Source organism: Flavobacterium sp. ACN2 (genome assembly GCF_002303885.1).
GTDB lineage: Bacteria > Bacteroidota > Bacteroidia > Flavobacteriales > Flavobacteriaceae > Flavobacterium.
On record NZ_MRCM01000003.1, the window covers coordinates 211,660 to 225,279 of the forward strand.

Genomic DNA, 13,620 nt, shown 5'->3' on the forward strand with positions numbered 1-13,620 from the left:
TTTATTTAAAACGTTAAAAATTAACAGCTTAACAAAAATAAAGCTTCGTTTTTCTTTAACATCTGATTAATTTTTTCACAAATTTACCACTTCAATTTCGGTTCCTATATACACTAATGCCTTTTTTAGAACCGTGTATCCTAAATCTTCAATTGCATCTTGATACTCCTGAATTTGCTGCTGATATTTTGCATTAACAGCTCCAGTTTTATAATCCAATAAATAGGCTTGTTTATTTTCCAAAAACACAACTCTATCTGGCTTTAAAATCCTTCCTTCTTTTTGCACAATGGTCTGCTCATTTAGAACTCTATCTTTTCCATCAAAACAAACATTTAATTCGGGGTGGTTGACAATCTCTTTTAGAGTTTTCAAAACCTGATCTACTTGGTCGTAAGTTATCAAACCATTCTCGATAGATTTTGTTACAGCCAAATCAACATCTGATTTATCTTTCACATAAGCCAGAATCTCATGAACAATATTTCCATATGAAATAGCTTCCTGCTGATGCGTCCCCCACATCAAAGCTTCTCGTTGCGCGATTTTAATATTTTTCGGATTCAAAACCTCCCTCACAATAGGAATCGACTTGACTGTATCTACCGTTTCTGTATTTTTTGACAATCTGGTTTTATTTCCAAACTCGTAATTCAATTTTTCTTCTTCATAAACCCCTTCGTTGATCAAGAATTTAATAAAAAAAGAAGCCATATTATTCGGATATTCGCCATCGCTTTTAGCTTTTAGCGATTGAGAAATTACATACAACTGTTCTTCAGCACGAGTTAGCGCAACATATAGCACATTTATATTATCTAAAAGCTCTTCTTGTTTTTTCAAATTGAAAACTGCCGAAGCGTTTTCGCCAAAACCCTCAACAGCGCTACTATTATCGACCAAAGCTTTTGGAACTCCCAAATCGATTTCCTCCGTATCTAACCACAACTTATCTTTGGGTTTTCTGTTATAATCTTCGTCTGCAAAAGGCATAATTACAACCGGAAACTCCAATCCTTTAGATTTATGAATGGTCATAATACGAACAGCATTATTTCCTTCTGGAGACGGGATACTAAATTTCTCGGAATTTTTATCCCAGAAAATCAAAAAGTCTGCAACACCAGATTGATTTCGAATATCTCTTTCTAAAACAATATCTAGAAAAAACTGCACATAAGCATTTCCTTCCGACGGAAGAATAAATTTAGAAATGATGATTTCTACCGCTTCATACAAAGATTTCTTTCGCACATCTTCAAACGAAAAAGAAACATCAAAAGTCATAAGCCATTCTTCAAATTCTTTTTCAAATCTTTGACTCATTCCCAATGCGATGAAATCATGCACAGGCATTGACAAATCTTTTGTTGACGAAAGAAAATGCAAAAAGTTGGCTTTCGACTCTAAATCAGCACTATTGTTTAAATATCTCAAAAGATGAATTATCAAACGAACTTCTGATGCATTTTGAATCATTAATGTCTCTGAAGAAAGAAGCGGAACGCCTTGCTCCGTCAAATAATTTGCAACCGCAATTCCTTGATCTCTTTTTCTGGTCAGAATTACAATATCTTTATATTCAAAACCCTGTTTAACAACTTCTCGAATTGTATTTAAAGTTGCCAAAACATACAAATCAGATTTCTCTACCACTTCTTCTTCATCTACAGATTCATTTTTCTCAGCAATCGGAAGAAAAGAAATATTTACATAACCGCCTTTTTTTGAATTCGTATTTTGAAAACTGTGATTTTCATATAAATCCTTATAATCTTCATTTGTAAATTCAGTCGAAATCAATTTAAAGAAAGCATTATTGAATTCAATAACTTCACTATAACTTCTATAGTTGGTATCTAAATGCTTCACTACTTTTTCATGATGAAAAAAAGCCACCTCTTCTTTACTTAATTCAATAAATTGCTCTGCTTTTCCTCCGCGCCAGCGATAAATAGATTGTTTTGGATCTCCAACAATCATCAAAGTTCCTTTATTTCCGTAATCATCTAGACCAGAAAGCGAATTATCAATAAGCGGAATCAAGTTCTGCCATTGCATTTCTGAAGTATCCTGAAACTCATCGATAAAAAAATTACGATAACGCTCACCCAAACGTTCGTAAATAAAAGGTGCTGGCTGATTCTGAATTTCGCGATGAATGATCGCATTGAATTCTGAAATCGACAAGACATTTTGTTCTGACTGAATTTTTGCAAGCTCGTTACTCACAGTATTCAGCAAAGAAAGTGGTGTTATATTTTTTAAAAAAGCTTTATAAAAATCTCTTTTTTCAAAGTTTTGATAAACCTCTTTTAATATTTGAAGCAATTCTGGAATAATATTTTCAATTAACGCTCGGTCTTTTGCCGTTTTGTTAATCGCAATATCATCAAACTCATGAAAGGTTTTATTTTTTGGATTGAATTTTCCATCTCGAATACTTTGCAAATGATTTGAAAAAGTCCCTCTCGAAAATGATTTTGGATCAATTCCGTTTTTATCAATCAATTCAATTGCTTTCGTTGCAAGACCTTCATTTACATCTTCTAGCTCTTTACAAAGCACTTGCATCTTCTTTTTAATCTCAACAAACTCTTCAATAGTTTTATCTTGAAAATGCAGAATTTCATTTCTATTGTTCTCATTTAAAACCAATCTTCCTGTATCGAGAATTTCTCGAGAAACATCCCAACTTTTGTCATCATCGGTTTTTTCCATTGTAAAATCAATGAGCAGTTTGGTCAATGTTTCGTCTTCTCCAGCTTGTGCGATAATAGCATCAACAGCTTCAACCAATAAATTTTCGGTATCCAAAGTAACTTCAAAAGTCATCGGAAGATTCAAATCATGAGCAAAAGCACGAATAACTTTATGGGTAAATTTATCAATTGTAGAAATATCAAAAGCGGCATAATTATGAATTAAGTGCTTAATGATTTGCTGCGATTTGGTTTTAATTTTAATAATCGAAAGTCCAGTATCGCGCGATAAGTCCTCCATCAAATCGGCGGCTTTTGGAGACGGGTTGTCTTTTGCAAATTCAGACAGACTCCCAACAATACGGCTTTTCATTTCATGAACCGCTTTGTTGGTAAAAGTAATGGCTAAAATATTTCGGTACGCATCGTTTTTTGGAGAAGAAAGAATAATCTTTAAATATTCTTTTACCAAAGTATACGTCTTTCCTGATCCCGCAGAAGCATCATAAATGGAAAAAGACGGACTTTGCATAAGTTTAGTTTTAGTATTGTAAAAATAGCACAATTAAATATTAAATCCCAATAATGAAAAATTCCAAATTCTAATTTTTGAAGCACTAATTGCAAACAAATATTAGAATTTGGAATTTTTTATGTTGTATTTTTAAAAATAATTAGTGTTTTGGGAAAGCTCTTTTGTTAAAAACTAACAGTATACCTACACCTGTAGAAATTGCCACATCGGCTACATTAAAAATCGCATTAAAGAAAGCAAAGTGTTTTCCGCCAAATATTGGAAGCCAACTTGGAAGCTCTCCTTCCCAAATTGGAAAGTAAAACATATCTACAACCAGACCGTGAAACCATGTTCCGTATGGAACTGGAGAAAAAATAGTCGCTAAGTTATGTGTACTATCATCAAAAATAACCCCGTAGAAAACAGAATCAATAATATTTCCTGCTGCTCCAGCAAAGATTAATGCAATAGCTGCTATCAAATAATTCGAATGACGCTTTTTTACTGAATCAGAAAGCCACCAGCCAATTCCAACAACTGCAAAGATTCTGAATACGGTCAAAATTAATTTTCCATACTCTCCAGGAATTTTTGTTCCCCAAGCCATTCCTTCATTTTCAATGAAATGAATTCTAAACCAATCAGCAATCACAAATTCTTCGCCTAAAACGAAATTTGTTTTGACATAAATTTTAGAAAGCTGATCAACAATTAAAACTAAGAATATAAGGAAATACGCTTTTCGTAATGACATTTTATAATTTTTTGATGCGCAAAAATAACAATTTAATCAAAAAAAACGCTCCCAAAGGAGCGTTAATTGTTTTGTAACAAACTAAACAAGTTTATCTGCTAATCTAAACCGAGTAAAGTTTACTTTTTTACGGCAGCTTTTGCTGGTGTCTTTGGACTGTCGGAAAAAAATTCTGAAATGGACTTGAATATCCCTTTGCTTTCTTTTCCGGCCGCCAATTTCTTAGCTTCTCCCTTTTTTACATCAGCTTTAAACTTAACACGCAGTTTTTCAAATTCTTTCATTCTGCGCTCTACATCAGAGTTTACTTCTTTGAATTTCAATACTTTAGCCATAATGTAAGTTTTTTGTAGTAAATAATTTAAATTATTACTGATTTGGTACTACAATGATACATAATTTAATTTATATTTGTTAATAAAAATTAACACTTGTTTAGGATAACTTGAATTAATTTTTAAAAACGAATACCAACACAAACTGAATTTAACATTCCTCCCAAAATCCTACAAAAAATGAATGAAATCACAACCACACTAAATGACTTTCTTGTCAGCACAAAATCTACTGCTGCATTAATTTTAAATGGAAAAGGAAAACTTATCACTTCCTTAAATCTTGATTACGGCGACAGTATTGCCGCAATGAGTGCAGCTATTTTATCTATGAGCGAAAAATTCTTAATTGATTTGGAAAAAGGCTCTCTAAAACAATTATATCTAAAAAGTGCCGAAGGCGTTATTGTTGGAAACAAAATAAGCGGCTCTAACTTTATCGTTGCTTTCTCTAAAGAAGGAAGTAACCTAGCATTATTGATGCGCTCTACAGAAGAAGTTTCTGCAGAATTAAGCAAAAATTCCCTATTGAAATAACATAAAATTCTATTAACAAATAACCCAAATGAACTATGAGCAATGATTTTTTAAACGTGTTTTTGAACGAAATGAAAAGCAACGTAAATGGCTTTATCGCTGTAGCAGTAACAGAAATTGAATCTGGATTAAGCTTTGGAAATTTAACTGTAGATCCAGGTTTTGATCCTGAACTTGCAGCAGCCTATAACTTAGAAGTTGTAAAAGCTAAATTGAGCGCCGTAAAAGCACTAAACCTAAACCAGGACATCGAAGATATTTTGATTACTCTTTCTAATCAAATTCACATTATCGATATTTCTCCAAACAAAAAATTCATGATCTATCTTGCTGCTGATGCTTCAAAAGCGAATTTAGGTATGACAAGAGCTATTTTAAGAAAACACAAAGCTGATGTTGAAAAAAATCTAGCATAACTTCTTAAAATACAATACACTGAAAAAACCGTCTTTATAAAGGCGGTTTTTTTTTATTTGAATAGCAAACAAAAAACCAAAAAGAGTCAAACCAAATAGTTCTTACAAAAACCAATACCCTCTCTTTAAAATTATTTTGATTAATTATAAATAATTTCTTTCAAAGCACAAACCTAGCAATGAACTCTCTTATAGCTAAATGTTAAACAAAAAAAGCGCCCCTTAAAGGAGCGCTTTTTCTCTTACGTAGTTCTACGCAATTTTATCTTTGCAAGTTTTTAGCTTCGATACTCATTGTTGCATGAGGAACGATTTTAAGCCTTTCTTTGCTAATTAATTTACCTGTTACTTTGCAGATACCGTAAGTTTTATTTTCCACACGGAATAAAGCATTTTTTAAGTCACGAATGAATTTCTCTTGTCTGATAGCCAACTGAGAGTTTGCTTCTTTTGACATGGTCTCACTTCCTTCTTCAAAAGCTTTAAAAGTTGGAGAAGTATCGTCGGTACCGTTATTCAAATCGTTCATATAGGCACTTTTGATCAAATCAAGATCTTCTTGTGCTTTTTTAATTTTTGCTTGGATTATTTCTTTGAACTCTGCTAAATCTGCATCAGAGTATCTTGTAATTTCATCTATCATTTTCTACTATTTTGAAATTAATATAATGGTTCTAATATCATCAAACTCAATTTCTGTGCCGTTTTCTAACGTGTCAGCAAAAACCAGTTCGTCTGTTAATGTTTCAGACCTAATATAGTCTTCGTTTTTTGAAACTGCATCTTCTAAAATACCGTTTCTTTTTATTTGTACTTTAATCTTATCCGTAACCTCAAATCCTGAATCTTTACGAATGTTTTGTATTCTATTTACTAACTCTCTAGCGATACCTTCATTTTTTAATTCTTCGGTAAGAGTAATATCAAGCGCAACTGTTATTCCGTTTGAATTAGCAACTAACCATCCTTCGATATCTTGTGATGTTATTTCCACATCTTCTAATGATAAAGTTACACTATTTCCTGCAATAACAATATCTAGCGTTCCTTGCTTGTCCAGCTGATTGATCTGATCTGCAGAAAAACCTTGTATCTCCTTAGAAATCAAGCCCATGTCTTTACCAAAACGTGGCCCAAGAGCTTTAAAATTAGGCTTAATTTGCTTAACCAAAATACCAGAAGCATCGTCTAAAAGTTCGATTTCTTTAACGTTTACTTCGGCTTTTACAAGATCAGAAATTGCTTCGATTTCAGCACGCTGATTCTCGTCAAGTACTGGAATCATTACCTTTTGCAGAGGTTGACGAACTTTAATCATCTCTTTTTTGCGTAGTGACAACACCAAAGAAGAGATCGTTTGCGCCTTCTGCATTTTGCTTTCCAACGTTTTATTAACAAAGTTTTCGACAAATTTTGGAAATTCAGCCAAGTGAACACTAGCAAAATCCTCGGTTCCCGTCGAAGTTGTTAAATCACGGTATAATTTATCCATAAAAAATGGAGCTACTGGAGCGCTCAATTTACTGATTGTAAGCAAACAAGTATAAAGCGTTTGGTAAGCTGCAATTTTATCTTTTCCATATTCTCCTTTCCAGAAACGACGACGGCATAAACGAACGTACCAGTTACTTAAGTTTTCCTGAACGAAGTCAGAAATTGCTCTTGTCGCTTTTGTTGGCTCATAATCTTCATAGCATTCATCAACAAATTTGATTAACGAATGTAATTCAGAGATAATCCATTGATCGATTTCTGGTCTTTCGTTTAATGGAATTTCGGCTTCTTCATATTTAAATCCGTCGATGTTTGCATATAACGAGAAGAATGAATAGGTATTGTAAAGTGTTCCGAAGAATTTACGTTTAACCTCAGCAATTCCTTCAAGGTCAAACTTCAAGTTATCCCACGGATTTGCATTCATAATCATATACCAGCGTGTAGCATCTGGACCGTTTTCTGCAATGGTTTTAAATGGGTCTATAGTATTTCCTTTACTCTTAGACATTTTAATTCCATTTTTATCCAAAACCAAACCGTTTGAAACTACGTTTTTGTAGGCTATTTTATCAAAAACCAAAGTTCCGATTGCATGCAAAGTATAAAACCATCCGCGAGTCTGATCTACTCCTTCTGCAATGAAATTTGCTGGAAAATCTTTGTTGCCATCAATTTTTTCTTTGTTTTCAAAAGGATAATGCCATTGTGCATAAGGCATTGCTCCAGAATCGAACCAAACGTCGATTAGATCACTTTCGCGCTTCATTGGTTTTCCAGAAGCCGAAACTAAAGTAAGTCCATCAACAACATTTTTATGCAAATCGATTAAATCATAATTTGACTCAGACATGTTTCCGATTTCAAATCCTTTAAACGGATTTTCTTTTTGGAAACCTGCTTCAATTGATTTTTCGATTGCATTGTACAATTCTTCAACAGAACCGATAATAACTTCTTCTGTTTTATCTTCTGTTCTCCAAATTGGCAACGGAATTCCCCAATATCTAGAACGAGATAAGTTCCAATCGTTGGCATTTTTAAGCCAATTTCCAAAACGTCCTTCACCAGTAGATTTAGGTTTCCAATTGATAGTTTCGTTCAGGTCGAACATTCTATCTTTTACATCGGTTACTTTGATGAACCATGAATCTAGAGGATAGTATAATAACGGCTCGTCTGTTCTCCAGCTGTGTGGATAACTGTGCACGTATTTTTCAACTTTAAAAGCTTTGTTTTCTTCTTTTAAACGAATAGCGATTTCAACATCTACAGATTTCTCTGGAGCTTGTCCCGAATCGTAATATTCGTTTTTAACGTATTTACCAGCCAAATCACCTACATGAGAAGTGAATCTTCCTTGTAAATCTACTAATGGAACTGGAGTTCCGTTTTCGTCTAAAACCAACATTGGCGGAACTTCTGGTTTTGCTTCTTTTGCTACTTTAGCATCATCTGCACCAAAAGTCGGAGCTGTATGCACAATTCCTGTTCCATCTTCAGTTGTAACAAAATCACCTGCGATTACTCTAAATGCGTTTTCAGCATTTTCATAAGGCAATACATAAGGCAATAATTGCTCATAACGGATTTCCACTAAATCTGCTCCTTTTGCTTCTGCTAAAATTTTGTACGGCAATTTTTTGTCACCGTTTTTCACATTGTCAAAATCAGCGTCGTCTTCACTTAAGAAAAACCCTTTTCCGAATTGTTTCCCAACTAAGTTTTTAGCCAAAACAACATTGATTGACTCAAAAGTATATTGATTGAATGTTTTCACTAAAACATAATCAATTTTTGGCCCAACTGTCAAAGCTGTATTTGATGGAAGTGTCCAAGGAGTAGTCGTCCAAGCTAAAATGTGGATATCTCCAAAACCTTGCAAAAATGAAGGTAATGTTTCTGGCAATGTTTTAAACTGAGCTACAATTGTAGTATCAGTAACATCACGGTAAGCTCCTGGTTGGTTTACTTCGTGAGAAGACAATCCCGTTCCTGCTTTTGGAGAATAAGGCTGAATTGTGTATCCTTTGTACAACAAACCTTTATCATAGATTTGCTTCAAAAGCCACCAAACCGATTCCATATATTTTGGTTTATAAGTCACATACGGATCTTCCATATCAACCCAATACCCCATTTTTTCGGTCAAATCATTCCATACGTCTGTATAACGCATAACGGTTTTTTTACACGCTTCGTTATATTCTTCAATCGAAATGGTTTTACCAATATCTTCTTTTGTAATTCCTAATTCTTTTTCGGTACCCAATTCAACAGGTAAACCGTGAGTATCCCATCCAGCTTTTCTTTTTACCTGAAAACCTTTTTGAGTTTTATATCTGCAAAAAATATCTTTAATCGCACGTGCCATTACGTGGTGAATACCAGGCAATCCGTTTGCTGAAGGCGGACCTTCAAAAAATACGAAAGGCTCAGCACCTTCGCGAGTTGTTACACTCTTTTCAAATATATTTTCTTTCTTCCAAAAATCAAGAACTTCAGACGCTACAGTTGGCAAGTCAAGTCCTTTGTATTCAGTAAATTTTGTACTCATTTTATCCTTTTCTTAAACGAGGTGCGAAAGTAGTAAATTTAAGTCAGAAGTAGAATATCTAAAGCCAAAAGTTGGCACTTTTAAGACAATTTTTAAGAGTAAAAAAGAAATCATTATCAAAATAAGAAATTAAGGTCGCTTTTTTTCAAAAATTCTTAATTCAAATACACTTTTCTAAAAGATTAACAGCATTGCAATGTACTGTCATGAATTTTTGTTAAATTTTAACATAATGAAATCTATTATTAGGAATTGTAAGATTAATAATTGTAGTTTTATACCCAACTTTAAAAAATGTGTATGAGAACAAAATTACTTATCTTATGCTTACTTACAGTAAGTCTTGCAAAAAGCCAGAATCTTCTACAAAACGGTAGTTTTGAACAATTTACCGCTGACGCTCCTGATTCATGGACCATAATTTACGGAGCTACATCAAAAGAAGAAACAATTAAAAACGTTGGAACTTCAAGTTTAAAAGGAACAACAGTAGCAGCATCTGGTATGTCACCAGCAATACAATTAAAACAAGAATTTACCGTATCTGAGGCTACTGATTACACTTTACAGTTTGACTATTATATTCCAGGTCCAGACAGTCCTTTTAATATAGGAAATCTGACATATGAAATCACAAAGGTTTCTACTAGTGACAATGCTTTTCTTTCGGCTCAAATGCCTCCATTATTAACAAAGGAGTTTGGAGTTTGGAAGACAATCACATATGATTTTAAAGTACTATTCTTTCCAGGTGGAACATCAACAACTTTAGCTACATATTTTACAGCTGGATCTATGTTTGATGGCACTCCAATTTATTTTGACAATGTGATAGTAGCAAAAAAAGGCACTTTAGGAACTGTTGATTTTGATAAAAAAACCAATCCGATAGCATCTATGTCTAAAGATGAAATAAAATTAAGCAGTGATTTTAAAAATTCTTCTTATGTAATTTACTCTATCGATGGTAAAGCAGTAAAAAGAGTCAACAATAACTCATCTGAAACTATTGCAATTTCTGGATTACCAAACGGAGTTTATTTATTGAAATTAAACGACTTTGGCACTTCAGTTAAATTCATCAGATAATTAAGGTTAAATAACCTAAAACAAAAAGGATCGAGTTAAACTCGATCCTTTTTGTTTTTACACAATTTAAAGAAAAATACTCTTAAGAAAAAACCTCTTTTAAAATGCCCAAAGATTTCGGTCTTTTAAATCCTTCCAAATGCAGACTGTAATAATCAATTAAAATCTTCAGGAGAACCTGTCTTTCTAAAACATGAAAGACTTTTTGATCGTTATCGAATTTTAATTCCAATAACTTTTTAAACAAGTTGGTCTCGTGTTCTGAAAGCACATTTCCTTTTTGAAAAAGTGTAAACACGCCTTCATTCATTTCAAAAAAAGGAAAATCAATTTCAGAAATATCTGGATAAAAACCGAGATATTTTGTGATTTCTAAAAGAAGAATTAAATGAAAATTAGAAATTTCATCATGATGATCCAGCCACGTCAGCGCAGCTTCTAAAAAAAGGAAAAGCTGTTCGTTTTTCTCTTCTTCTTGAATAGAATGATGAAGCATTTCGGACAAAAACATCACCATGGTACTTTTGACAATATCAGTATGAATAGTCTGAAACGGAACAGCGCTTTTTATTTCTTTAAAATTCTCTAAAGTTCCTTTATTCTTATGCACAGCTTCAATTTCTAAAATAGAAAATGGTTGAAAATAAGCAATTTTCTGACTTGCCTTTCTACTCGAAAAAGCATCGCGCACAAAATACGATTTCAGTCCGCTAGAAAGTGTAAAGCATTTTACAATCAAGCTTTTCTCCTGAAATTTTAAAGACGAAATTACTATTGCTTTTGTTTTGACGAGCACAAATTTTTGTTTTTTTTTTGTTTCAAGTTTCAAGTTTCAGGTTTCAAGTTTCAGGTTTCAGGTTTCAAGTTTATCAAATTGAAGATAAACTTAACACTAAAAAAGACTGAACACTGAAACTGATCTTACCGTATAATCATCACTTTCTTAACTTTAGTTTCTCCTCCATCTTCTGCCGAGATAAAAACCATATAAACACCAGATGCTACTTTATACTTACCAAAAGCAGTTGTGTCCCATTCGATTGTTCCGCCAGAAGAAGTCACTTCGTAAACTAAATTCCCTTCTATATCTGTGATTTTCACATTAGCCTTATCAATTAATCCGGCCACTTTAACGGTTCCCGAATAAGTCGGACGCACAGGATTTGGATAAACATACACATTGCTTAAATCGTCATTTGCCCCTGTTGCAATTCCGCCAAACGAAACCAACCCTTTGTCGGTTGCAATAAAGACCTCGCCCGTTTTAGCATTTATCTTAACATCATTTATATAATTACTTGGCAATGGCGAATTGTTTATTGTAAAATGATATTTTGTTTCCTGGCCATTTGGCGAAACCATAAATATTCCAGAATCTGCCGTTCCAATCCATTTATTATTTGCACCATCGACTGCTATCGAAGTTACAAACTGTTCGTATAACAACTCTTGAGCCAAATCGTCTTCGGTTATAATGATCGAATTTGCCTTTAACTGACTATCTGTTTGAAAACTAGAAACATTAGAGAGAACTCTCAAACCCTTTGTTGTTCCTATCCAAAGCTGATTTTTTGTATCTAAAGCTATTGCTCTAACATCGGCAATTGGCAGATTACCAGCATCGGTTCCAAAAGTCATTTTTTTGAAGGTATTTGTAGCTTCATTAAATCCTACAACTCCACTTTTATACGTTCCAATCCATTTTACATTGTTGCGATCTACCACTATGCTTGAATAGTTATCTTCTCCCACATCGTCTGATATAGAAGTCATCGAATAACTTCCCCATTGTCCATTTGTTTTTAAAACCTTCAATCCATTATTGATTCTGCTATTGGTCACCCAAAGATTTCCAGATTTATCAAAAGCCGTTGCATTGATTCGGACATCTACATAATCTGGTGATGCTGTTTTAAGTGACTCTAAACCACTATTTTTTTCATTATATAAATGAGTTGGAATATCGCTTTCAATTTTTAATAATCCAGAGAAAAAAGAACCGGCATAAACCTGTTTTTCATTATTAGGATTTATATAGATTCTCGTTATTGATTTGGCATCATAAACATCAGAATATGGAATATTTAACCATCCCGAAGCATTAAATCGACTAATTCCGTAGCTATCCAAAGGGTACGGATTATACACCGCATCATAATCTCCATACACCGCCCACAAAACATTTGAACCAGCATCTATAGAAAAAATATCATTACGCACGGGACCGCTAGGCGTACTGTTTTCAAAAGCTGTTGCGTTATTTAAAGTAGATGCAAATAATCCTTTTTCTTTTGTTCCAATAAAAATCTGATTTCCAACTGCAGTTGCACAGCTAAAATTCAGGGTATTATCTAAAACTTGAGAATTTGTAATTTGTCGACTCAACGTCATTTGATTATTATAAACATATACTGTATTGGCAGTCGTAACAAATAAATTATGGTTTTTCGCTCGCGTATCAACAGACGCTTGAGGCAGTTGCAAAAAGCCCACAAAGGTATTGGTATTAAATCTATGAATATACCCTGTACTATTTATTGCAATAAGCTCTGAATCTAAAGCCTCAACACTCGACCAATCTCCGCCATTGACTACTGACCATTGGCTATAATCTATAAGATTAGCATTTGTTATGTCAGCTTTTCTAATACCGCTTGATGTTGCCGCAAAAATAAATCCGTTAAACATTGTGGTTTGCTTTACGCTTATTTCTGCTCCATTATCTCCAATAAAATAAGTGTCGCCAAATTGAGATGTTTTAAGATTAAATTGAACAATTCCAAAATCGCAAGAAACATATATCAATCCATTATTTTCCATAAAATGATTGATTTTTTTAGTATTTGCTGGCAATTGCTTATTGATTATATCTACAACTTTTAGAATACTTCCGTCTACTTCGTTAATCAAGATCATCAAACCATTTTCATAACCGATGATTGTTTTTTTAGAAGCTTCGCTGTAATAAACTGCCGAAATGGTCTGGCCCGAAAGTCCGTCAATAGTCGTCGTTGTTTTAAGGACATTTGTTGCTGTATTCTTTGAAAATAATGCGTTTTCGGAAGCCGCAAAAACAGTTGTGGCAGATTCTGAAATGTCTTTTACTTCATTAAATGAAAAATATCCCTGCCAAGACAATTTGCTCTGCGCTTCGCAAAACTGAATTAGAAGTAAAAACAAACCGCAGAAAAATACTTTTTTCATCATATAATGTATTCG

At 33.5% G+C, this 13,620-nt stretch carries 10 protein-coding genes; 3 read left to right on the forward strand and 7 right to left on the reverse strand.

Annotation, left to right across the window (positions count from 1 at the left end; translation table 11 throughout):
• Positions 1-75: 75 nt before the first annotated feature.
• The 3 genes from BSF41_RS04870 to BSF41_RS04880 all read right to left on the reverse strand — a co-directional run bounded on the left by BSF41_RS04870 (position 76) and on the right by BSF41_RS04880 (position 4,308).
• Positions 76-3,234, reverse strand: coding sequence for an exodeoxyribonuclease V subunit beta (locus BSF41_RS04870; protein ID WP_095928394.1), 3,159 nt, complete (start codon positions 3,232-3,234; stop codon positions 76-78).
• A 142-nt stretch (positions 3,235-3,376) separates the two neighbouring features.
• Positions 3,377-3,973: a lipoprotein signal peptidase gene (locus tag BSF41_RS04875; protein WP_095928395.1), complete on the reverse strand. Its 597-nt coding sequence runs from the start codon at positions 3,971-3,973 to the stop codon at positions 3,377-3,379.
• A gap of 119 nt (positions 3,974-4,092) precedes the next feature.
• A complete protein-coding gene (locus tag BSF41_RS04880; protein ID WP_095928396.1) occupies positions 4,093-4,308 on the reverse strand; it encodes a hypothetical protein in 216 nt (71 codons plus the stop codon).
• Positions 4,309-4,488: 180 nt separating this feature from the next.
• Between BSF41_RS04880 and BSF41_RS04885 the strand changes: the two genes are divergently transcribed.
• Both BSF41_RS04885 and BSF41_RS04890 read left to right on the forward strand, forming a co-directional pair.
• Positions 4,489-4,845 (forward strand): roadblock/LC7 domain-containing protein, encoded by a 357-nt coding sequence (locus BSF41_RS04885; RefSeq protein ID WP_091494460.1) that lies wholly within the window; start codon positions 4,489-4,491, stop codon positions 4,843-4,845.
• A 35-nt stretch (positions 4,846-4,880) separates the two neighbouring features.
• The gene (locus BSF41_RS04890; RefSeq protein WP_095928397.1) at positions 4,881-5,261 is read left to right on the forward strand and encodes a hypothetical protein; all 381 of its coding nucleotides are present in this window, start codon (positions 4,881-4,883) and stop codon (positions 5,259-5,261) included.
• A gap of 262 nt (positions 5,262-5,523) precedes the next feature.
• Here the strand turns inward: BSF41_RS04890 and BSF41_RS04895 are convergent, their stop codons facing one another.
• Positions 5,524-5,904, reverse strand: a complete 381-nt coding sequence (locus BSF41_RS04895; protein ID WP_012022792.1) for a TraR/DksA C4-type zinc finger protein — start codon at positions 5,902-5,904, stop codon at positions 5,524-5,526.
• 6 nt (positions 5,905-5,910) lie between these two features.
• Positions 5,911-9,312, reverse strand: coding sequence for an isoleucine--tRNA ligase (ileS, locus tag BSF41_RS04900; protein ID WP_095928398.1), 3,402 nt, complete (start codon positions 9,310-9,312; stop codon positions 5,911-5,913).
• A 300-nt stretch (positions 9,313-9,612) separates the two neighbouring features.
• Here ileS and BSF41_RS04905 point away from each other — a divergent pair, with 300 nt between their 5' ends.
• Positions 9,613-10,401: a T9SS type A sorting domain-containing protein gene (locus BSF41_RS04905; protein WP_172426847.1), complete on the forward strand. Its 789-nt coding sequence runs from the start codon at positions 9,613-9,615 to the stop codon at positions 10,399-10,401.
• Positions 10,402-10,483: 82 nt separating this feature from the next.
• Here the strand turns inward: BSF41_RS04905 and recO are convergent, their stop codons facing one another.
• A complete protein-coding gene (gene recO / locus BSF41_RS04910; protein WP_095928513.1) occupies positions 10,484-11,197 on the reverse strand; it encodes a DNA repair protein RecO in 714 nt (237 codons plus the stop codon).
• A gap of 125 nt (positions 11,198-11,322) precedes the next feature.
• The gene (locus BSF41_RS04915; protein WP_095928400.1) at positions 11,323-13,605 is read right to left on the reverse strand and encodes a T9SS type A sorting domain-containing protein; all 2,283 of its coding nucleotides are present in this window, start codon (positions 13,603-13,605) and stop codon (positions 11,323-11,325) included.
• Between the last annotated feature and the right edge of the window lie 15 nt (positions 13,606-13,620).

What these genes read in the sequence shown, in the direction of transcription:
- BSF41_RS04870 (WP_095928394.1), bottom strand. Translation starts at nt 3,234, where the DNA reads ATGCAAAGTCCGTCTTTTTCCATTTATGATGCTTCTGCGGGATCAGGA.
- BSF41_RS04895 (WP_012022792.1), bottom strand. Translation starts at nt 5,904, where the DNA reads ATGATAGATGAAATTACAAGATACTCTGATGCAGATTTAGCAGAGTTC.
- BSF41_RS04880 (WP_095928396.1), bottom strand. Translation starts at nt 4,308, where the DNA reads ATGGCTAAAGTATTGAAATTCAAAGAAGTAAACTCTGATGTAGAGCGC.
- BSF41_RS04890 (WP_095928397.1), top strand. Translation starts at nt 4,881, where the DNA reads ATGAGCAATGATTTTTTAAACGTGTTTTTGAACGAAATGAAAAGCAAC.
- ileS (WP_095928398.1), bottom strand. Translation starts at nt 9,312, where the DNA reads ATGAGTACAAAATTTACTGAATACAAAGGACTTGACTTGCCAACTGTA.
- BSF41_RS04915 (WP_095928400.1), bottom strand. Translation starts at nt 13,605, where the DNA reads ATGAAAAAAGTATTTTTCTGCGGTTTGTTTTTACTTCTAATTCAGTTT.
- BSF41_RS04885 (WP_091494460.1), top strand. Translation starts at nt 4,489, where the DNA reads ATGAATGAAATCACAACCACACTAAATGACTTTCTTGTCAGCACAAAA.
- BSF41_RS04905 (WP_172426847.1), top strand. Translation starts at nt 9,613, where the DNA reads ATGAGAACAAAATTACTTATCTTATGCTTACTTACAGTAAGTCTTGCA.
- BSF41_RS04875 (WP_095928395.1), bottom strand. Translation starts at nt 3,973, where the DNA reads ATGTCATTACGAAAAGCGTATTTCCTTATATTCTTAGTTTTAATTGTT.